Source organism: Bradyrhizobium sp. ORS 285 (genome assembly GCF_900176205.1).
Lineage (GTDB): Bacteria > Pseudomonadota > Alphaproteobacteria > Rhizobiales > Xanthobacteraceae > Bradyrhizobium.
On sequence record NZ_LT859959.1, the window covers coordinates 2,080,461 to 2,101,346 of the forward strand.

A 20,886-nucleotide genomic window follows, 5' to 3' on the forward strand; every position below is an offset into this window, starting at 1 on the left:
CTCTGACGTCTATCGTCGTCCGCATGCTGCGCGGGCCTGAGCGCGGGACTAAGTGGCCATCTCTTAGTATTGCCGGGAGTCAGCGCGGGCGTCGGGCTGACGCGGGCAAAAGCCGAAGAAGCGCTCATTGCACCCCAAAAAGCGAAACGGAGGCCTCACGGCCTCCGTTTGTTTGTCGATTGCTGGTCGGCTGCTCGCCATCCGCTACTCGTTCTTCGTCTCTCCCATCACGCCAGCCGGCCGGCGGCGTGGGCGAGGAGGGTGTAGACGAGGCCGGTCTCCGAGGTGAGCTGCGCGCGCAGCGCCTGCGGGTTGCGGTCGTCGCGGGCGACCTCGTCGAGCAGCCGCTCGAACTCGGTGATGTAGCGGTCGACCGTCTGCTTGAAGGTGCGGTCGGCGCGGTACTTGCGGGCGACCTCGTCGAACGCCTTCTGGCCGGCGGGCGTGTAGAGGCGCTTGGAGAACGCCTTGGTCTCGCCGCGCTGGTAGCGGTCCCACATCTCGGCGGCGAGCGTGCGGTCCATCAGACGGGCGATGTCGAGCGAGAGCGATTCCAGCGGATTGCCGGGCTGCTGCGCCGGGCCGCGGCCACGCGGAGCCGGGGCCTGCGGCTGACCGGCGGCGCTGCTGTCGGCGCGGTTGAGCAGGTCCGACAGCCAGTTGTCGCTGCGCTGGTCGGCGACCGGGCCCATCGGTGGCGCCTCGACCCGGCGCGGCTGCGGCGGCGGGGCGGGGGGCTGCATGCCGAGATCCGGCGGCGGCAGGTTGGTGACGCTGGTCGCCGCGGATTCGCGCAGGCGCATGTCGGCACGGCCGCCGACGGCTGCGGCTGCGACCACCGGCACGACCGGCTCTTCCTGACGGATGACGGCGGCCGGCGCGGCAACCGGACGCGAGGCGCTGACGACGTCGAGGCCACGGCCGTGATGGGCGACGATGCGGTTGAGCTCGGCCAGCGCCTCGATCTGGTCGACGATGACCTTGCGCATCTGGGCCGTGCTCTCGGCCGCCTCCTGCGGCATCTCCAGCACGCCGCGGCGCAGCTCGTTGCGGGTCGCGTCGAGCTCGCGCTGCATCTCGGCCGTCATCTGCTTCATGCTCGAGACCAGCGTCGCGAACTTCTCCGCCGATTGCTTGAACATCGCATCGGCTTCCTGCGTGCTCTGCTGGTAGATCTCCTGCATCTGCGAGGTGGTGAGGCGACGCTCCTCCTCGGCATTGGCGCGGATGGCCTCGAACTGCCGGCTGAGCGCGGTCGAGCCGGCGCCGGCGGTCTCCGCCACGACGCGTGCGATGTCGCGCGCCCGCTCCTCGGCGGCCGCGAGCGACTCGTCGAGCAGGGTGGTGAAGCGCGTCAGGCGCTGGTCGAGATCGGCGGTGCGCAGGTCGATGGTGGTGACCAGCGATTCCAGCGTCGTCTTGCGGTCCGAGATCGACACGGTCGCGTCGCGGTTGCTCTGCTCGACGATGGCCGCAGCCTCGATCAGGGCCTTGCCGTGGGCGTCGAACTGGCTCGACAGCGAGTTGAGATCCTCCAGGGCACGCGACGTCTTGGAGTTGAAGACGTTGAGCTGATCCTCGAGGGTCTGCGTCGCCGTGCCGTTGCGCGAGGTGACGTCGTTCATCGCGGTGACGAAATCGGCCACGCGGGCGACCAGCGCACGCTCGAGCGAGTTGAGGTTGTCGTGCGCTCCGGTCAGCACCTCCTGCAGCAGGATGTTGCCTTCGCGCAGACGCTCGAACAAAGCGACGGTGTCGGTGCGCAGGATCTTGCTGGTCTCCTGCATCTCGGTGACGGCCGCCACCGAGACTTGGCGCGACTGCTCGATCGCCGCACGCGAGGCCTGCTCGAGATCCTTCAGCGACTTGGTGATCGCCGTCGTCGCCATCTCGCCGGCCGAGGTGATGGTGCGGGCGACCTCGGAGCCGTTGCCGTTGACGGTGTGGGCGAAGGTCTGGCCGCGCACCTCGATCTGCTTCAGCGCCTCGGTGGTGACGCGATCGATCTCGATCGTGAGCTGATTGGTCTTGGAGTTGAGCGTCTCGACCAGCGTGCCGCGCTTGCCGTCGAGGAACTGCGACAGCCGCTCGGTCTGCTGCTGCACATAGGTGACGATCTCGTCGGTCTTGCCGGTCATTGCCGAGCCGAACGAATTGCCGGCAGCGAGCACGGAGCGCTCGATCTCGGTCGAGGTCGACTTGACGCGCGTGGAGACCTCGTTGGAGGCGGCCACGAGTGCGCTCTGCGCATTGAGCGCGCTGCTCTGGATCGCATCCGTGGTGTTGGCTGCGACCGTGTTGATCGAGCGCTCGATCTCCGAGGAGATCGCCTTGAGCTGGCCCGCGGTGTCGGTGGAGGTCGCCGTCAGCACGCTCTGAGCCTCGCGCGCACCGCCGACGATCACCGCGACCGACTCGGTCGTGGTGGTGGTCAGCAGCGTCTGGGCTTCGCGCGCGCTGCCGACCAGCGTCGCCGCCGTGTCTGCCGAGGTCGCGGTCAGCGACATCTGCGCCTGGCGTGCGCTGTTCAGGATCGAGGTGGCGGTGTCGGCGCCGACCGACGACAGCGTCCGCTCGACGTCGACCGCGAGCGACTTGACGTGCTCGGCCGCCTCGGTCGAGCTCGAGATCAGCTTGGACTGCACCTCACGGGCGCTGTCGATGATGACGGTGGCCGTGGTGGTGCCGACCGCAGCCAGCGTCCGCTCGACGTCGATCGCCAGCGACTTGACGTGGTCGGCGGCTTCGGTCGAGGCGCTCACGAGCTTGGACTGCACGTCGCGTGCGCTGTCGACGATCGTCGCAGCAGTGCTGGTGCCGACGGCCGCGAGCGTGCGCTCCACGTCGGCGGCGAGCGACTTCACGTGGTTGGCCGCTTCCGAGGACGCGCTGATCAGGGTGGTCTGCGCCTCGCGGGCACCGCCCGTGATGGCTTCGGCAGTGGTCGTTCCGGCGATCGACAGCGAGCGCTGCACGTCGACGGTCAGCGCCTTCACCTGCTCGGCCGCCTCGTGCGAGGCCGCGAGCATGGCGCTCTGGGCTTCGCGGGCGCCAGCCGTGATCGTCTCGGCGGTCTCGGTGCCGGCTGACGTGAGCGAGCGCTGCACGTCGGCCGCGAGCGACTTCACGTGGTCGGCCGCGTTGGACGAAGCCGACACCAGGGTGTTCTGGACCTCGCGCGCGCCGGCCAGGATCGAGGCTGCGGTGGCCGAGCCGGCCGCCGTCAGCGCCTGCTCGACATCGGTGGCGAGCGACTTGACGTGGGTGGCGGCATCGGAGGAGGCCGACACCAGGGTGTTCTGCACCTCGCGCGCGCCGGCCAGGATGGTGGCGGCGGTGGTCGAGCCGGCCGCCGTCAGCGTGCGCTCGACGTCTGCCGACAGCGACTTGATCTGCTCGGCGGTGTCGCCCGAGGCGGTGACGAGGGTGGTCTGAGCCTCGCGTGCGCTGGACAGGATCGAACTGGCCGCCGTGTTGCCGGCCTCGGTCAGAGCGCGCTCGACCTCGGCGGAGGTGGTCTTCAGCTGCGAGCCAACGTCGGTCGAGACGGTGAGCAGCGCCTGCTGGGCCGTGCGGGCGCCGGTCTGGATGGTCTCGCTGGTGTTGACCACGAGGTTGGTCAGCGAGCGCTCGGCGTCCTCGACATGCGACTTGATGCTGGCCGACAGCAGCTCGGCGCGGGTCATCAGCTCGTCGCTGGCCTGGCGGCCGCTGCTCTCGATGCGGCCGGCAACGGCCTCGACGCGCGAGCCGAGCAGGTCCTCGAACTGCGAGACACGGTGATCGATCTCGGTGGCGATCGAACCGACGCGCGTCTCGATGCCCTGGTGGATGTCCTGGAAGCGGGCAGTGACGGCTTCGGTCAGCTCGAAGCTGCGGCCGTCGATGATGTTCGACAGGCTGACGATGCGCGCATCGATCGCCTCCAGCGCCTTGTCGGTGCCGTCGGTGAGCGAGGAGGTGAGGATGTTGAGGCGGGAATCGATCGACTGGATCGCCTGCGCCGAGCCCTCGGTCAGCGACGACGTCAGCACGGTCAGGCGCGAGTCGATCGCGTGCAGCACCTGGGCTGCGCCATCGGTCAGCGAGTTCGACAACGTGCCGAGCCGGCCCTCGATCGTCGAGGTGACCGAGGTCGTGCGGCTGTCGAAGCTTTCTTCCAGGGTCTTCAGGCGGCCGCCGACGGTGTCGTCGAACGACTTGATCTTCGAATCCAGCGAGGAATCGAACGTGGTGATGCTGGCCTGCAGGTTGGTCTCGAACTGGCCGAGCCGCTGGTCCAGCGTTGCCGTGATCTCGCCGCTGTTGGACGACAGGCGGGTGTCGAAGGTGTCGACATAGCTCTTGAGATTGTCGGAGATCTCCTGGGTCCGCTGCCCCATGCGCTCGACGATCTCGCCGCCATAGGTCTTCACGGTGCGGTCGAACTCGGTGATGTGCCGGGTGATCAGCGCGCCCAGGGTCGAGCTGTCGCGTGCGAAGCGCTCGGCGAGCTCGGTGCCCTGGTTCTTCACCAGCTCATCGAAGGCGCTGATCTGAATCGACAGCGTGTCGTGCGTGCTCTCGGTCTGGCTGACGACCTTGGCGACCAGCGAGTTCACAGTGGCATCGAGCGACTCGCTCGCCTTTTCGCCCGACGTGACGATGTGGCCGGACAGGCGCTGGCTCGCCTCATCGATTTTGGTGACGAGGTCGCCGCTGCGCAGCTCGAGCTCGAGCAGCAGCGACTCACCGGACGCCTTGAGGGAATCGTGGACCTGCTCGGTGCGAACCGAGATGCCGTCGACGATCGCGGCCGTGCGCTGCTCGAACTCGTTAGTGATGCGATCGATGCGCTCGTTGAGCATCTCGTGGACGCGGTCGGACAGATCGGCGAACTCGTCATGGACGTGGCCGGTCTTGAAGTTCAGGCTGGTCGTCAGCCGCTCGGAGGCGTCGAGCACGGCGCGGGTGGTCTCGGCGCTGGCCTCCTCGAGCCGGTCCAGCAGGTCGCCGCCGCGCTCGCCGAGCGCGAGGATCATGTTGTCGCCGGCATTGCTGAGCGCCGCAGTGATGTGGGCACCGCGCTCTTCCAGCGCACCGGTGATGCTCTTGGCGACCTCGTCGACGCGCGAGGCGATCGCATCCGAGATCAGCGCGATGTCGTGACGGAGGTCGATCTGCACGCCCGAAATCGCGCTGCGGACCTGCTCGGCCTGACCGACCAGGTTGTCGCGCTGATGGGCGATGTCCTGGAGCAAAGCGCGGATGCGGACCTCGTTGTCGCTGTAGGCGCGCTCGAGCGCGGCGACCTCGTTGGCGACCAGCATCTCCAGCTCGCCGGCGCGCGCGATCGCGCGCTCAACGCCGTCGCCCATCGCCGCGACCTCGCGGCGGATCGCCTGGCCGACGGTGACGATGGAATCGCTGACCGCGCCCTCCGGCTCCGAGAAGCGGATGGCGACCTGCGCCATCGACTGCGCGATCATGCGCAGCTCCTGGCCGCGCCAGGCGAGGCTCGCCAGGAAATAGAACAGCAGCACCGGCGCAAAGAACACGGCGGCAAGGCCGGCGAGCACGAGTGCGCCGCCGCTCTGGCCGATCAGCGCCTGCAGCGACGGCAGAAAGCCGATCGTGAGCAGCACGCAGCCGACGATCCAGATGCCGGCAAAGGCGGTCGCGAGCGTATAGACCCCACGCGACGGGCGGCCCTTCTGGATCGCCTGCAGCAGCTGGCCGATGGTCTCGCGGTCGTCATTGGCCGGGCGTCGCTTGGCGAGCGGCGGCGGCTCGATCTCGTCCAGGCTGCGGTTGTCGACTCCCGGACGGGTGTCGAACGAATCGAAAGTGGATCCGCCGGTCGGCATCACCGGCGGAGCCCCGTCAGCGCGGACCGGGCCCTGGGTCTCCGCGGGCGCGGACGTGTCGCTGATGTTCAAAGCCTCCTGAATGGCGGACAGCGCAACTTCAGTCGGGTCTTTGACCTTTTTGGGGGTGTTCGCCATGTTGAGTCCGAGCCCTCGTCTTAATTTCGTTCCGGCAAGCCGCGTACGAGTACCCCCTCGCCGCGCTCGAACCGGACGTCATCCCTCGCAGGCACCAGGGGTGGCAAATTCCGCCGGGTGACCCACTCCATCCGGGGATCATCCTATTGGCTGTGCCTGTTGAAAGAAATGGCCGTGGTTAAGAGATTCTTAATCATCGTTAACAGCAGCCGCCGTTAACCTTTTGAAGTTCTGCGAATTCCCGTTTCCGCCGCGATTGGGACGGAGCCGGGCCCAAATCGCGGCAAACCCGCGGCAATGGGCCGGTAACGATACATTAACCATTGTCGTGCTTGGGTTACCACAGGGGCGCGCGGTGCGTGCCCATCGGACCGGATAGCCGCCATGATTCCCGACCTGTCACGGATCGAATGGATGCCCTCGCCACCGCTGGTGCCCGATGACGGGCCGATCAGCCTCGACCTTCTCAGGCGGATGACCCTCGGCGACAGCGCGCTCGAGCGCGAAGTGCTCGAAATGTTCTCCACCCAGGCCGTCCGCCTGCTGGAGCGGCTGCAGGTGATGCCTGAGGATGCGGCGACCGTCGCCCACACGCTCAAGGGCTCCGCCCGTGCGATCGGAGCGCTCGACGTCGCCGACGCCGCCGAGGGCCTGGAGACCGCGTTGCAGGCCGGCGATCCGGCCGACGCGCTGGCCTGGCTCGCCACCGCCGTGGCGCAGGCGCGCGCGGCCATTTCGGACATGCTCGGCGCGGCCTGAGGGGCCGTCCACGGCACTAGCGCGGAGCAGGGCGGTCCGTTATAGGACAGCCCGACCTCATTCCCTGCGCAGCACGAGCACACATGGCCAAGATCACCTTTGTCGACCACACCGGCGAATCCCGAACCGTTGACATCGAGAACGGCGCGACCGTGATGGAAGCGGCGATCCGCAACGCCATTCCGGGCATCGAGGCCGAATGTGGCGGCGCCTGTGCCTGCGCGACCTGCCATGTCTATGTCGACGAAGCCTGGCGTGAGAAGGTCGGCCCGCCGACCCCGATGGAAGAGGACATGCTGGATTTCGGCTACGACGTCCGGCCGAATTCGCGCCTGTCGTGCCAGATCAAGGTCTCCGACGAGCTCGACGGCCTCGTCGTCTCGACGCCCGAGCGTCAGGCCTGATTTCCCGCTTTCGGGATCTCGTCTCACGGCACCTCCCAATAGCCGCCGCCCGGCCTCAGGCCGGGGGCGCGATCGATACGCCCCGGCGAGCCCACGGCTGCAGCTGCCTGATCAGATACGGCGTCAGCGGCGCCGGCTTGCGCGTCACCTCGTCGATCAGCACCATCACGGCGGTGGCCGAGGCCACGCAGCGCCCGTCCGAGAACACGACCTGCTCACAGGTCACCGACGTTCGCCCCAGCTTCACCACGCCCAGACCAAGCTCGATCGTACCCGGCCAGCGCAGCTCGGCGCGGAAATGCATGTCGAGCCGCACCATGATCCAGGCGAGCCCCTCCTGCAGCAGGCCATGCCGCGGGTCCTTCATCAAGGTCACCCGTCCCGTCTCGAAATAGGTCGCATAGACCGCGTTGTTGACGTGCTGGTTCGGATCGAGATCGCCGAAGCGGACATTGTCCGCGAGGCGGTAGGGAAAGTCCTCGAGCCGAGGCGCATGGTCGGGGCGGGCCGTCTCTGTCACCGGTTGATCTCCATCATTCCAGACCCTCTTCAAACCTCGCTAGGCTGACCGGCGCAAGCGACGGCGCCACGGAGGGCCGGCTTTTGTGCCTTCCCTGCGACGGCCCCGTTGGCTACAAATTCGGAACCGCCATCTGCCGCCATCCTCCGAGCGGCGCCTCCAACGAGAAGAGCGACATGAGTGAAGCGATCAAGACCGATGTGCTGATCATTGGCGCGGGTCCCTGCGGACTGTTTGCCGTGTTTGAACTGGGGCTGCTCGACATCAAGGCGCATCTGATCGACATCCTCGACAAGGTCGGCGGGCAGTGCGCCGAGTTGTATCCGGAGAAGCCGATCTACGACATTCCCGGCGTGCCGATGGTGACGGGGCAGGGGCTGACCGATCAGCTGATGGAGCAGATCAAGCCCTTCAGCCCGACCTTCCATCTCGGCGAGATGGTCGCGAGCGTCGAGAAGATCGGCGATCCCGGATTCCGCGTCACCACCGATGCCGGCAAGGTGTTCGAGTGCAAGGTCGTGGTGATCGCGGCCGGCGGCGGCTCGTTCCAGCCGAAGCGTCCGCCGGTGCCGGGCATCGAGGCCTATGAGGGCACCTCGGTGTTTTATGCCGTGCGCAAGATGGAGCAGTTCCGCGACAAGCATGTGGTCATCGTCGGCGGCGGCGACTCTGCGCTCGACTGGACGCTCAATCTGCATCCGCTCGCCAAGCGCATCACGCTGATCCATCGCCGCGACGACTTCCGCGCCGCGCCGCATAGCGTCGAGCAGATGCGCGCGCTTGTCGCAGGCGGCAAGATGGACCTGCGCATCGGCCAGGTCACCGCGCTCGAAGGCGCGAATGGCCAACTCTCCGCGGCGACGATCAAGGGCAACGACAATGCTGTCGAGACCATCCCTTGCGAGATGATGCTGCCGTTCTTCGGACTGACGATGAAGCTCGGACCCGTTGCCGAATGGGGGATCGCGCTCGAGCACAATCTGATCCCGGTCGAGACCTCCGCGTTCGAGACCTCCGTGCCCGGCATCTTCGCGATCGGCGACATCAATACCTATCCCGGCAAGATCAAGCTGATACTGTGCGGCTTCCATGAGGGCGCACTGATGGCGCAGAAGGCGCATCGCTACGTCTATCCGGAGAAGCGGCTGGTGTTCCAGTATACGACGTCGTCGTCGAGCCTGCAGAAGAAGCTCGGCGTCAACTAATTTGTCTACGGCGTGGAACTTTTCGCCGCAGCACCAACTCAAATGTGAAGAAATGTTTCCTGCGTGTGCCGGTTTCACCGGCGCGCCAGACCTGTTATGGGCTGGAACGATGCACGAAACGGCCGTACTGTGCGGCCATTCATTTTGTGACTTGGTCAAGGTGAGATGATGATGCGCAACGCGTTTCCCCGACTTCGGCTGATGCCTGCTGTGACGAGGCTCGCGCTCGGCGCGCTCGTTGTTGGCGGTGCGCTGCTGACGCGGCCGGCGCTGGCAGCAGAGCCGACCGCGGCCGGGCTGTGGCAGAAGGTCGAGGATGGCCGTCCCGTCGGCTGGTTTCTCTTCATCGATCATGATGGCGTGTTCGAAGGCGTGATCGCCAAGACGTTTCCGCGTCCCGGCGACAACCCCAACGAGGTCTGCTCGAAGTGCACCGACGACCGCAAGAATGCGCCGGTGCTCGGCATCTCCTTCGTGCGCGACATGAAGCGCGAGGGCCTGAAGTACGAGGGCGGCAATGTCCTCAATCCCCGCGACGGTAACATCTGGAAGGCCAACATGCGGGTCACTCCGGACGGGCAGTCGCTGATCCTGCACGGCTATCTCGGTATCTCGCTGTTCGGCAAGGACGAGACCTGGACGCGTCTGCCGGATACCAACATGGCGCAGATCGATCCTGCGATCCTCGCCAAATATCTGCCGGCGCAGGCGACCACCGCCACCGCTCCAGCCACGAAGCAGGCGCCGCCGATGATGAAGAAGCCGGCGGCGGTGAAGTAGTTCGTGTGGCGCGGCCGATGCGTCCGCATCGCTCATAGACGTCGTGTCGCGATCTCGCGGCGCGTGGCGTCCGAGCTTTAACCTGAGCTGAGCGGTCGCCACTTACGATCCGAAGATAGTAACTCCGTCATGGCCGGGACAAGCCCGGCCATGACGACGTGGAGAATCATTGGGCGCAAAGCTTCTATCGTCATTTGCGATAGCGCTGTTGTGTGCTGAGGGGCCGCTGGGGCGCTTTGCAGCTATTGCTGCACGCCACCCGCCGGCGGCAGCGGTTGGCTCGAAATGCTCGGCTCAGCCGCATCGAGGTTGAGCACTTCGGCGGCGGCCGGGAACGCGGCATCGGCCATCGCGGCGTGGCCCTCGGCGGTCGGATGCACGGCGCCGCCATAGACGGCCGACAAGACGCCCCAGCTCGCATCATGGATGTCGGCGGGCTGCATCGCCGCCGGCAGACCCTGCGGATAGGTCATCGCCGAGAAGTAGCTGTCATTGGCATCGCGGATCCAGCGGGCGCGCGGCAGATACGGGCGATATTCGCTGGCGCCGCGGCCGCACAGCAGCGGCTCGTTGGCGGCGGAGACGATGTTGGCATCGAAGCTCTCGCCATTGGCGGCGAAGCATTCGCGGTCGAACGGCGGATCCTGCGGCGAGCGCGCGCAGAAGCCGTGCTGGGCGAAGGCCGGCTGATGCGCATCGACGAAGGTCATGCGCTCGGTGCGCGGGTCGCGGCACAGCACGCCGGCCGTGCACTGCGCGAGACCACGCAAAGCGGGCAGGAACTCGTTCTCGACGAAGCCGGCGACATTGGCGAGCCGCTGCGGATTGGCGTTGAACGAGGGATGCACCTCGAAGCCGGCCGGACCGCCGGGGCAGGGCGTGCCCGGGCCGCTCAGCGCCGGGTTGCCGTAGGACGTGTAGATGACGTGCGAGAGATCGCCGACCAGCGGCTTGAGCGCGTCGCGCAGCTTGGCGAAGCCGCGCGGCAAATCGCGCGCGAGCTCGCCGCGGGACTCATCGACCGAGCCGATCACGCCGGAGCGCTTGAACAGCGTCCGCTCGGTCGCGGTGTCGACGATGACGTCGGCGACGAGGCCGGAGAAGTTGATGTCGTTGGCGCCGATCGACAGCAGCACCAGATCGAGACGGCGATCCGGCTGGCGGCGCTGGGCGGCGGTCAGCGCTTCGCGCAACTCGCCGAGCTGGCCGTTGACGCCGCCGGCGCAGGTGGTCTGCGAACGGCCCGGCAGGCACTCCCGCGCGCGTTGGCTGCCGAACAGGCCGTCTGCGATGGTCGCGCCGGTGCAGGCGAGCGGCAGGTAGGTCACCGCGACATGCGGATAGCGCACCGCGAGCGCCAGCGCCGTGCGGGTCTGGTAGCTGTAGAGCGAGCGGTGGCAGGCGGCATTGAGCCACACCGCGCTGTGCTTCTGCCAGTTCTGCAGCGTGTCCGGTGCCTCGCAGGCGCGGCCGCCTTTGAAGCCGGCGCGGCTCGGCCGATAATATTGCGCGGTCGGGCCGCCGAGATAGGAGCGGAAGCAGAAGCCTTCGTCGGCGAGCGCGATCGGCCGGTCCGGATTGCCCTCGCCGGAGGCGATGCTGTCGCCGAGCCCGGCGATGAGAACGTCGCGGACCTGGATCCCGGTGGAGACCTGCCGCGTGCCTTCCGGACTCGTGACGTCGACCCGGGCGACCGTCTCGCGGCCGTAGCGGACGCGCAGATTGACCGGCTCGGCGCAGTCGAAGGTGGAGGTCTGCGGCCCGTCGCCGTCATCGAACGACCAGGCGCAGGTGGCGCCGACCGGCACTGGGCCGGTGAGGCGCACGGTGATCGGATGGTCGATCGGTGTGAGGTAGCTTTCCTTGACGTTGTCGCGCGTGCACGGCTCGTTGACGCGGCCGGCGAGGTCGATGCACAGCCGGTTGACGATGTTGCGGGCCCAGCCGCGGCCGTCGCTCTGCACGCCCAGGGCCTGCTCGGCTGCCAGGATCGAGCGGTCGCGCGTGCTCTCGAGATGCAGCAGGAAGTCGCGCTCCTCCCGGAACAGGCGGAAGCGGTTGCGCACCTCCCAGCTGATCTGCAGCTGCGGCGCGGTGCCGAACTGCGCTGCCGCCGGGCTGGCGGCGAGAGGGGCGAGCAGGCCGGCCAGCGCGCAGGCGGCGAGCAGCGGACGAAGGGACATGGGGCTCATACGCAAGGATTCACGTCAGCGATGGGGCGGAAATAAGAGGACGCCGCGCGAGTTCAACCGGGTCGAAGGTCGAACGCGCGCCATCAGGCGAAAGATCGTCGGCTCAGCCCAGGGATCAGCCTCGGGATCAATCCCGAGATCAGCCCTGGGAGTGGCGCTTGATCCGGTGCGGGACGGCCGCCGGCGCAGTCGCCGTCGCGCGCTTGGCGGCGATCTCGTCCGAGATCGCCCCTTGCAGCCTGCGCCGCTCCTGCCACGGCTTGACGACATTGAGCCAGAGCTCCCGGACGCCCATGATCGAGATTGCGGTGGCGAAGGGGATCACGAAATACAGCACGCGGAACACGAGCAGAGTGGCGAGCAGCTGCTCGCGTCCGAACTGCGGCAGCGCCACCAGCATCGCGGCGTCGAACACGCCGAGGCTGCCGGGCGCATGGCTGGCGAAGCCGAGCAGGGTGGCGAGGATGAACACAACCGACAGCGACAGGAAGTCGATCGGCGGGTTCGAGGGCACCAGCAGGTACATCGCCAGCGCGCAGAAGCCGAGATCGACGACGCCGATCAGGATCTGCACCACTGTCAGCGGCGCGGAGGGCAGCACCACCTTCCAGCCGTTCTGGCCGAGCTGGCGGCGGTTCTTGCCGGCGTAGAGCCAGCCGAGATAGGCGAAGATCGCGCCGAGGATGCCGATCGCGATTAGCTGGTTCACCGCCGGGGGCAACTGGTCCATCGCGGTGGCGGCGGCCGGGTGCAGGGTCATGCCGATGCCCAGCACGAACAAATTGCCGAGCCAGAAGGTCAGTCCCGACAGGAAGCAGATCTTGGCGACATCGATCGCCGACAGGCCGTAGTCCGAATAGATCCGGAAGCGGATCGCGCCGCCGGTGAACACGGTGGCGCCGATGTTGTGGCCAATCGAATAGCTGGTGAAGGCGCTCATCGCCGCGATGCGATAAGGCACGTGCTTCTTGCCGATCGTTCGCAGCGCAAAATAGTCATAGAAGGTCAGCGTGCAGAACGCGCCGACCACACACAAGGCCGCGAGCGCAATGTGACCGGGCGGAATCTCAGTCAGCGCCGTCAAGATGACGCCGCCGTCGACGCCCTTCAAGGTGCGCACGAGCGTGGTGATCGCGAAGGCGATGATCGCAAGGCTCGCTGCAATCCCCAGCCGCTTCCAGCCGATCCATTTCTTGAAGCCACGCGACAACGTGGTCAGCAGGCGCTGCATTCATCCTCCCGGCGGGGCGGCACTTGGGTCTGGAAAAGGAAAGAAACCATTGGTCGATGAGGGCGGGCAATCCGTGACAGCCTGTTCCTTAAGCTAAAACGTGCGCCTTGTGCAGTCCTTGACACAGCGCAGCTCCGGGTTCGCTTTGCGGGTCTGTCACACTCCAGTCACATAGCTGAGAGGCGGCCGCCTCAGTTCGGTCCAATTGGTTACCCGCGCGGGCGCGCGCAACGGCGCTGACCAAAACGTGTCGCCGGCATCCGGAGTTCCGAGCCGCATCGGCCGCCGGCCCCGGAACAACCCTTACAGCAGCCGGTTAGCCGCGTGCGAAAACGAACATGGCCATGTCAGGTCGGGGAGGGACCCGCCATGTTCCAAACCATGAGAACAGGTGGCAAATGGGACTCTTCACCAAGGACATCAAGACGATGAACGATCTGTTCGTTCATCAGCTGCAGGACATCTATTACGCCGAGAACCAGCTCATCAAGGCACTGCCGAAGATGGCGGACAAGGCGACCGATCAGCAGCTCAAGCAAGGCTTTCTGACGCATCTGGAAGAGACGCGGACGCATGTGAAGCGGCTGGAGCAGGTGTTCGAGATGCAGGGCATCGCAGCCAAGGCGGTCGACTGCCCGGCGATCGACGGCATCATCGAGGAGGCCGAGGAGGTCGCCGGCGAGGTGGCCGACAAGACCGTGCTGGATGCTGCGCTGATCAATGCCGGCCAGGCTGCCGAGCATTACGAGATCACCCGCTATGGCAGCCTGATCGCCTGGGCCAAGCAGCTCGGCCGCAGCGACTGCGCCGCCGTGCTGCAGAAGACGCTCGACGAGGAGAAGGCGACCGACATGAAGCTGACCAAGCTCGCCGAGACCAGCGTCAATTTGCGCGCGGCCAGCTGATCCCTTCATCGCTCCTGAGACAAAACGCCGCGCCATCCGCGCGGCGTTTTGACGTCGCGAGGGTTCAGCGTGATCGATGAAAGGCATTCTTCGATCGATATCGAAGCATCGATGAAGAGATAAGGCTAGAGTGAGCGCCGTCTCCCCATCCAAGGAGGTCCGGCATGAGGCCATCATCAACGGCGGCACTGCAGGCGCCAGACACGCCGGCGCCATTATCCCGCATGGCGGGTGCGCTCACGCTGGCTGCGATGAGCCTCGGCTTCGGCGTCGTCCAGCTCGACATCACCATCGTCAACACCGCGCTCGATAGCATCCGCAGCGGGCTGGGAGGCGATGTCGCCGCGCTGCAATGGGTGGTGAACGCCTACACCATCGCCTTTGCCGCCTTCATCCTGACGGCGGGCGCGCTCGGCGACCGCTTTGGCGCGCGGCGCATCTTCATGGCGGGCTTTGCCCTGTTCACCGCTGCATCCGTCGGCTGCGCGCTTGCGCCCGATGCCGGCAGCCTGATCGCGCTGCGCGGCCTCCAGGGGCTGGCAGCGGCGCTGCTGGTGCCGAATTCGCTGGCGCTGCTGAACCATGCCTATCCCGATCCGACCGCGCGCGGCCGCGCCGTGGGCATCTGGGCCGCCGGCGCCAGCCTGGCATTGACCGCTGGTCCCTTCGTTGGCGGCATCCTGATCGCGCTCACCGGTTGGCGCGCCATCTTCTTCGTCAACCTGCCGATCGGGCTGATCGGGCTCTGGCTCGCGAAGGCCTACGCCCAGGAGACTCCCGTTCATCCCGGCCGCGCCGTCGACCTCCCGGGACAGGCCGCGGCCGTAATCGCGCTTGGGGCGCTCGCCGCTGCGGTGATCGAAGCGGGCGTTCGCGGCTGGACCGATAGCTTTGTGATGCTCGGCGTCATTGTCGCGCTGATCGCTGCCGTGGCGTTCGTCTGGCAGGAAGCGCGCGCCGCCCAGCCGATGCTGCCCTTGGCTCTGTTCCGCCATCCGCTGTTCGCGCGCTGCGCGCTGGTCGGGCTGCTGGCCAATATCGCGATCTATGGCCTGATCTTCGTGTTCAGCCTGTACTTCCAGGAGATCAACGGACTGTCGCCGTTCGCGACCGGTCTGGCTTTCCTACCAATGTTCGGCGTCGTCTTCCCGGTCAATCTGCTCGCGCCCCGGATTGCCGAGCGGGTAGGTGCGCGCGTGACCATCGCGCTCGGGGCGGCCCTCTCGGCTGTGGCCTGCCTGGCGCTGTTGCCGATCGCGCCGGGCACGCCTTACGCCGCGATGGCGCTACAATTGGTCGGCCTGAGCTGCGGCCTCGGGCTGATGGTTCCGCCGCTGACCTCGACCTTGCTCGGCAGCGTCGACCGGTCACGCTCGGGTGTTGCGGCCGGCGTGCTCAACGCCACCCGTCAGAGCGGCAGCGTTTTCGGCGTGGCGCTGTTCGGTGCGCTGATCGGGCCGGCCGGCGCCTTCATGCACGGCCTGCGGCTGTCGATCATCATCTCTGCGACCCTGATGTTGGCGGCGGCGGGCGTGATCCGCTGGGGCGCGCCGAGTGGAGCCGCGCGGTGAGGCGCTCAGCTCTTGCGGAGCGCAAAGTTGGCGCCGCAGAACGCCATCAGCGCGCCGAGGCAGAGCGCGGCGAGGCCGGCCAGCACGCCGGAGGCCGATGGCACAGGGCTCGGCCCCGAGATCGCCTGGCCGATGCCGGCCAGCATCAGCACGCCGACTACGACCAGAAAATTGCGCGCGCGTTGCGGGATCTCGCCGGAGACGGCGCTGTGCATGATGTTGGCGATGAAATAGCCGCTATAGAAGCCGACGGTCGCGATCAGCCACCAGGCGATCGCCGAGCCCGCCGGCATGAACGCGCCCTCACTCTGCCACAGCCCGCCCAGATCGAGCCCGTAGCGCGCGCCGAGCATGTGCACGGCCAGCGCCAGCAGCACGCCCGCGGCCATCGCACCGGCGAGGATCAGGTGGCGGGGAAAATGGATCGTTTCGCTCATGCTCCGTTTGTAGGATAAGGCGCGTGACCTTCGCAACAGGACCGAGCCATTTCCGAGATTCTCACCACCGACGACGCTGTCATCCGCTACGCCTACAAGGCGTCGCTGGTCGGCGCCGCGCAAGCCTTCGAGCTGACGGAGCAGGGCCTTTCATGGCGGTTCGCCGGCCGCAGCGGGCTCTGGCCCTATGTCGAGATCGCCGCGATCCGGCTGTCGTTCCGGCCGGTGTCGATGCAGGCCAAGCGTTTCCGAGCCGACATTATCCATCGCGACGGCCGCCGCCTCTGCGTCATCTCGACCTCCTGGCAGACCGCGGCCTTGATGGCGCCGCAGAGCGAGGCCTACCGTGCCTTCATCCTGGCGCTGCATGCGCGGCTCGCCGCCAGTGGCAGCGCGGCGCATCTCAGCGCGGGTCTCGGCCGCATCACCTATGGCGCGGCGCTGGGCGCGATCGCGCTGTTCGCTGTCGCGATGGCCGGCCTCCTGGTGCGCGCGCTGATCATCGCCGAGTGGACGGGCGCACTGTTCCTGATCGGCTTCGCCGCGATGTTCGCCTGGTATGTCGGCGGCTTCATCACCCGCAACCAGCCGCGCAGCTACACGTTCACGGACATTCCGGCCGCGCTGCTGCCGTGATCACGCGGTGACATGGTCGGTGGTCGAAAGTGACCGCGCGCCCGCGTCTGGCCGTGCGAGGATGGTCGGCCGCTCTCGGAGATGGATGGATAATGCAGGACCGCGCGCACCGTCTGCCCGATGCCGGTGAGATCGCCGCCATCAACGCCCGGCATTTCGCCGACACGCCGCTGCGGCCCGCTGATCTTCTGTTCGTGTTCGGCACCCGCGTCGACGAGGAGTTGCGCGCCGAGGCGGCCGCACGGCTCTGGGAGCAGGGCTATTTCCGTCATGCCATCGTCAGCGGCGGGATCACGCCGGGGGTTGACGTCTCCGAATGCACGCTGATCAAGGCCGCCATGGTGAGGCGCGGCGTGCCTGCGGAGCGGATCCTCGAAGAGCACCACGCGATGAACACCGGTGAGAACGTCCTGTTCTCGCTGCCGGTGATCGACGCCGCGCTCGGTCTCGCCAATGTCTCGACGATGATCTGCCTCGGCAACAGCTGGACCGCACGGCGCTATGCGATGACGGTGCAGCGGCACTGGCCGGAGGTCGAGAAGATGCTGCTGACGGTCGATGGCTTCGGCGTGCCAAGGCATCTGTGGCATACGCATCCGGAGTTTCGCCGCCGCGTGCTGAGTGAATGGGACAAGATCGAGAGCTACACGGCGAAGGGGTTCATTGCGGCGTGGCCGTGATGTGAGAAGCGGGGCTGACGGTCCGTAGGGTGGGCAAAGACGTCGTGCGGCGTAAGCCGCGCGATGGCGTGCCCACCGAAATCTCTCAGCGAAAGACGGTGGGCACGGCGCGCTCAGGCAGTCGGGACTAATAAGTTTATCCGGGCGCGCCTTTGCCCACCCTACGGATCAGAACTTCTAGCGCGCTGCTAGATGCAGTGCCCTCGCCCCTTGCGGGAGAGGGCATGTACGGCCTATCCATTCACGCGGTTGGGTGAGGGGTATGTCTCCGCGAACTGCGCTTGGGGAGGCATACCCCTCACCCAACCGAGCTTGCCGCGCTGTCCTACATGCCCTCTCCCGCAAGGGGAGAGGGCGCATTCACGAGCACCGGCTTATCGGCTGATATCCAAGCACTGCGGTCATGCCCGATAGCTGCTACGGCCTCACCACCAGCACCGAACACTTGGCGTAGCGCACCACATGTCCCGCGTTGCTGCCGAGGAAATACGTGCGCATCGCAGGGCGGTGGGAGGTCATGACGATCAGGTCGGCGTGCACCTTGGCCGCTTCCTCCAGGATCTCGTGGTAGATGCCGCCCTGGCGAACCGTGTAGCTGATGCGCTCGGTGGGGATGCCGGACTCCCGCGCCACGATCGATAGCGCTTCCTCGGCGGTTTCGCGCTGCTGGGCGTCGAAGTCGGCGGGGACATATTCGGCGAGCATCACCGGGGTCATCGGCATCACGTTGAGCAGATGCACGGTGCCCTGCCACGTCTCCGCCAAGGTGGCTGCCGTCGCGATGGCGGGCTTGGCGAGGTCGGTGTCGGCCAGATCGATGGGAACCAGGATCGATTTGAACATCGCGAGGCCTCCTCTTCAGTCCGCCGCATTACGCGTCGGCGGCCTCGGCCTGTCAATCGACCGAGCCCTGCTTGAGCAGCTTCGGCGTGACGAAGGCCAGCAGATGGCCGCGCGCGAAGCTGACACCGCCCCAATCATCGGTATCGAAGTCGAAGATGGCGAGGCCTGATGTCGGCATGTTGCGCATCAGCTCATGGCGGGCGTCGGCATCGCCGTGGGCGATCAGCGCCAGCGCCAGCTCGTGCATGCCGGGGTTGTGGCCGACAACCAGCAGCCGCTTGGGATCTAACGCGGCGGCGAGACGGATCTGATGCAGGATCTGCATCGGCTCGGCGGCGTAGAGCTCGGGCACCGATTCCACCTGCGGCGCGGGAACGCGGTCCTGCATCGCGGCGCGCGCGAGCTCCCAGGTTTGCTGCGCGCGCACGGCGGTCGAGACAAGCACCAGCTCCGGCCCGGGCGGGTGGCTGGCGATGAAGTCGCCGGTCATGGCGGCATCCTGGTGCCCGCGCTCGTCGAGACGCCGGTCCTGGTCGCGGCCCGAGGGCGCGTCAGTCTCGGTCTTGGCGTGGCGCAGCAGCATCAATCGGCGCATGGATTCCGGTCTCGAATCGGTCAGGCTGGGTCAGGCTGTACCACGTCTCTTCATCGCCATTAAAAGCGTCATGACGTCCGGCACAGGGTTCGCTAAGAAAACGCCATGAGCGAGACTTTCACAAGCGTGAACGATGACGCGGATGCCGCAGCTGCGATCGCCCGCACGAGGCTGAATTTCGATCTCGACGTCGATGTCTGCGTGGTCGGGGCGGGGCTGGCCGGGCTGACGACGGCGCTGTGCGCGGCGCGCCAGGGCGCCAGCGTCGCGGTGCTGGAAGGCCGTCAGGTCGGCTGGAACGCCTCCGGCGCCATGGTCGGTACGGTGCTGCCCGGGTTCGACCTGGCGCTGCCGGACCTCATCGAGCGTGTCGGGTTGGAGCGGGCGCGGGCGCTGTGGGCGCTGTCATGGGAGGGGGCCGAGTTCATCCGCGCCCAGGCCGCCTCGATGCCGGGCATCGGCTTGAGCGAGGGCGCGCTCGAGGTGTCCAACGTCGATGCCGGCGATGCGCTGATCCGCCGGCTGCAGATGCTGCATGAGGATTTCGACACCGAGGTCGAGGGCTGGCAGGTCGAGCGGGTCCGCAGCGAGCTCAAGACCAGCCGCTATTTCCACGGCGTGTACTACCCGCGGGCGTTCCAGCTCGACGGCCGGACGTATGTTCATGCGCTGGCGCGGCTGGCGCACAAGGCCGGAGCGCGGATCTTCGAGGACACGCCGGTGGTCAGCATCGACGCCTCCGGCGTGCGCAAGCGCATCGTGACGCCGTCGGCGCGGATGCGGGCCTCGCATATCGTGCTGGCGGGGAACATTCATCTCGGCGCGCCCTTGCAGAAGCTGTCGGATACGCTGCTGCCGGTGTGGCGCTATGGCGGCGTCACCGCGCCGCTCGGTGAGCAGCTCGCCGAGGCGATCGCCTTCAGGGGCTCGGTCAGCGATACCGACGGCATCGATCATTTCCGCATCGTCGACGGCGACCGGCTGATGTGGGCGAGCCCGGAGACGACCTGGGACGCGCGCCCGAGCGGGTTTGCCTCGGCCTTGCAGCGCCGCATCCGCACCGTGTTCCCGCAGCTCGGCCGGGTCGAGATCACCGAGACGTTCGGCGGTGTCACCGGCCAGACCGTGCACGGCATGCCGCAGATCGGCCAGCTCCGCAAAGGCCTGTGGGTGGCGAGCGGCTTCGGCCGCCAGGGCATGAACACCTCGGCGATGGCCGGGCAATTGATCGCGCAAGGCATGTTCGCTGGCGACGAGCGCTGGAAGCTGTTTTCGCCGTTCGAGCTGGTCTGGGCGGGCGGCGTCAGCGGCCGGGTGGCCGGTCAGGTCGTCAATCTCTGGGTTCGTGGCCGCTCCGCTGCGGCCGGCACCTTGGCGCGGCACCGCGAGCGGGCGAGGGCGCAGGAGCGCCTCCGCGAGATCCGGGCGGCCGAAGCGCGGCAAAGGGCGGCGCAGCGGCCCGGCTCGCGGCTGCCGCTGCGGCCGCAGCCCTCCGACCTCACCCGCCGTCCGGATGCCGGGGAGGGCGGCTAGCTCGCAAGAAAGTGAGCCGGAGGCCCCGCGGCCGACGTAACTTCGCGGACTCTCATCCGTAAATCCGGTAACCCACCGCCGTACGGAGGCAACCATGATCGACCGACGCATGATGCTCACGACCACAGCCGGCCTGCTCGGCTTCGCTGCCCTGCGTTGGCTCGGCGGCTCTGCACCGGCCCGCGCCGCCGAGAAGTTCGAGATCGAGAAGACCGAGGCGGAGTGGCGTGCGCAACTGACGCCGGAGCAGTTCGACATTCTGCGGAAAGAAGGCACCGAGCGACCCTGGACCAGCCCGCTTCTGAAGGAGCACCGCAAGGGCACCTTCGCCTGCGCCGGCTGCGACCTGCCGCTGTTCTCCTCCGAGACCAAGTTCGACAGCGGCACCGGCTGGCCGAGCTTCTTCAAGCCGCTCGACAATGCGGTCGGCACCCGCCAGGACAAGACCTACGGCATGGTCCGCACCGAGGTGCATTGCCGGCGCTGCGGCGGCCATCTCGGCCACGTGTTCGACGACGGCCCGAAGCCGACCGGCCTGCGCTATTGCATGGACGGATTGTCGCTGGTGTTCCACCCCGCGAGCCCGTCGTCGACCTGACAAAAATTCTGCG

General features: G+C 67.1%; 17 protein-coding genes. 10 read left to right on the forward strand and 7 right to left on the reverse strand.

What is annotated here, in order from left to right; genetic code table 11:
* Positions 1 to 227: 227 nt before the first annotated feature.
* Entirely contained in the window at positions 228 to 5,984 is a 5,757-nt protein-coding gene (locus BRAD285_RS09415; protein WP_006609835.1) for a hypothetical protein, read from the reverse strand.
* A gap of 384 nt (positions 5,985 to 6,368) precedes the next feature.
* On the opposite strand from BRAD285_RS09415, the gene BRAD285_RS09420 reads away from it, so the two are divergent.
* The gene (locus BRAD285_RS09420; protein WP_035644747.1) at positions 6,369 to 6,743 is read left to right on the forward strand and encodes an Hpt domain-containing protein; all 375 of its coding nucleotides are present in this window, start codon (positions 6,369 to 6,371) and stop codon (positions 6,741 to 6,743) included.
* A gap of 83 nt (positions 6,744 to 6,826) precedes the next feature.
* Positions 6,827 to 7,147: a 2Fe-2S iron-sulfur cluster-binding protein gene (locus BRAD285_RS09425; protein ID WP_006609837.1), complete on the forward strand. Its 321-nt coding sequence runs from the start codon at positions 6,827 to 6,829 to the stop codon at positions 7,145 to 7,147.
* Between the two features lie 55 nt (positions 7,148 to 7,202).
* On the opposite strand, the gene BRAD285_RS09430 is transcribed toward BRAD285_RS09425, so the two are convergent.
* Entirely contained in the window at positions 7,203 to 7,667 is a 465-nt protein-coding gene (locus BRAD285_RS09430; protein WP_006609838.1) for a thioesterase family protein, read from the reverse strand.
* 176 nt (positions 7,668 to 7,843) lie between these two features.
* On the opposite strand from BRAD285_RS09430, the gene BRAD285_RS09435 reads away from it, so the two are divergent.
* On the forward strand, positions 7,844 to 8,872 hold the full coding sequence (locus BRAD285_RS09435) for an NAD(P)/FAD-dependent oxidoreductase (RefSeq protein WP_006609839.1): 1,029 nt from the start codon (positions 7,844 to 7,846) through the stop codon (positions 8,870 to 8,872).
* A 171-nt stretch (positions 8,873 to 9,043) separates the two neighbouring features.
* Entirely contained in the window at positions 9,044 to 9,652 is a 609-nt protein-coding gene (locus BRAD285_RS09440) for a DUF2147 domain-containing protein (protein WP_035644760.1), read from the forward strand.
* Between the two features lie 242 nt (positions 9,653 to 9,894).
* Here BRAD285_RS09440 and BRAD285_RS09445 read toward each other — a convergent pair whose 3' ends face one another.
* Entirely contained in the window at positions 9,895 to 11,844 is a 1,950-nt protein-coding gene (locus BRAD285_RS09445; RefSeq protein WP_035644750.1) for a hypothetical protein, read from the reverse strand.
* Positions 11,845 to 11,983: 139 nt separating this feature from the next.
* Complete coding sequence (locus BRAD285_RS09450) at positions 11,984 to 13,075, reverse strand: YbhN family protein (protein WP_006609842.1); 1,092 nt, start codon at positions 13,073 to 13,075, stop codon at positions 11,984 to 11,986.
* Between the two features lie 398 nt (positions 13,076 to 13,473).
* Here BRAD285_RS09450 and BRAD285_RS09455 point away from each other — a divergent pair, with 398 nt between their 5' ends.
* Positions 13,474 to 13,980: a ferritin-like domain-containing protein gene (locus tag BRAD285_RS09455; protein WP_006609843.1), complete on the forward strand. Its 507-nt coding sequence runs from the start codon at positions 13,474 to 13,476 to the stop codon at positions 13,978 to 13,980.
* A 164-nt stretch (positions 13,981 to 14,144) separates the two neighbouring features.
* Positions 14,145 to 15,551: an MFS transporter gene (locus BRAD285_RS09460; RefSeq protein ID WP_006609844.1), complete on the forward strand. Its 1,407-nt coding sequence runs from the start codon at positions 14,145 to 14,147 to the stop codon at positions 15,549 to 15,551.
* A gap of 5 nt (positions 15,552 to 15,556) precedes the next feature.
* On the opposite strand, the gene BRAD285_RS09465 is transcribed toward BRAD285_RS09460, so the two are convergent.
* Positions 15,557 to 15,988: a hypothetical protein gene (locus BRAD285_RS09465; RefSeq protein ID WP_006609845.1), complete on the reverse strand. Its 432-nt coding sequence runs from the start codon at positions 15,986 to 15,988 to the stop codon at positions 15,557 to 15,559.
* Positions 15,989 to 16,036: 48 nt separating this feature from the next.
* Between BRAD285_RS09465 and BRAD285_RS09470 the strand changes: the two genes are divergently transcribed.
* Together BRAD285_RS09470 and BRAD285_RS09475 are read left to right on the forward strand one after the other, a co-directional pair.
* Positions 16,037 to 16,624, forward strand: a complete 588-nt coding sequence (locus tag BRAD285_RS09470) for a hypothetical protein (RefSeq protein WP_083846323.1) — start codon at positions 16,037 to 16,039, stop codon at positions 16,622 to 16,624.
* 92 nt (positions 16,625 to 16,716) lie between these two features.
* Positions 16,717 to 17,304 carry a YdcF family protein gene (locus BRAD285_RS09475; RefSeq protein ID WP_006609847.1) on the forward strand — a complete coding sequence of 196 codons (588 nt, stop codon included), beginning with the start codon at positions 16,717 to 16,719 and terminating at the stop codon, positions 17,302 to 17,304.
* A gap of 417 nt (positions 17,305 to 17,721) precedes the next feature.
* Here the strand turns inward: BRAD285_RS09475 and BRAD285_RS09480 are convergent, their stop codons facing one another.
* Both BRAD285_RS09480 and BRAD285_RS09485 read right to left on the reverse strand, forming a co-directional pair.
* A complete protein-coding gene (locus BRAD285_RS09480) occupies positions 17,722 to 18,147 on the reverse strand; it encodes a universal stress protein (RefSeq protein WP_006609848.1) in 426 nt (141 codons plus the stop codon).
* 52 nt (positions 18,148 to 18,199) lie between these two features.
* A complete protein-coding gene (locus BRAD285_RS09485) occupies positions 18,200 to 18,742 on the reverse strand; it encodes a histidine phosphatase family protein (RefSeq protein ID WP_006609849.1) in 543 nt (180 codons plus the stop codon).
* Between the two features lie 105 nt (positions 18,743 to 18,847).
* On the opposite strand from BRAD285_RS09485, the gene BRAD285_RS09490 reads away from it, so the two are divergent.
* On the forward strand, positions 18,848 to 20,275 hold the full coding sequence (locus BRAD285_RS09490; protein WP_006609850.1) for an FAD-binding oxidoreductase: 1,428 nt from the start codon (positions 18,848 to 18,850) through the stop codon (positions 20,273 to 20,275).
* A gap of 94 nt (positions 20,276 to 20,369) precedes the next feature.
* Complete coding sequence (msrB, locus tag BRAD285_RS09495) at positions 20,370 to 20,873, forward strand: peptide-methionine (R)-S-oxide reductase MsrB (protein ID WP_006609851.1); 504 nt, start codon at positions 20,370 to 20,372, stop codon at positions 20,871 to 20,873.
* The last annotated feature ends 13 nt before the right edge of the window (positions 20,874 to 20,886 follow it).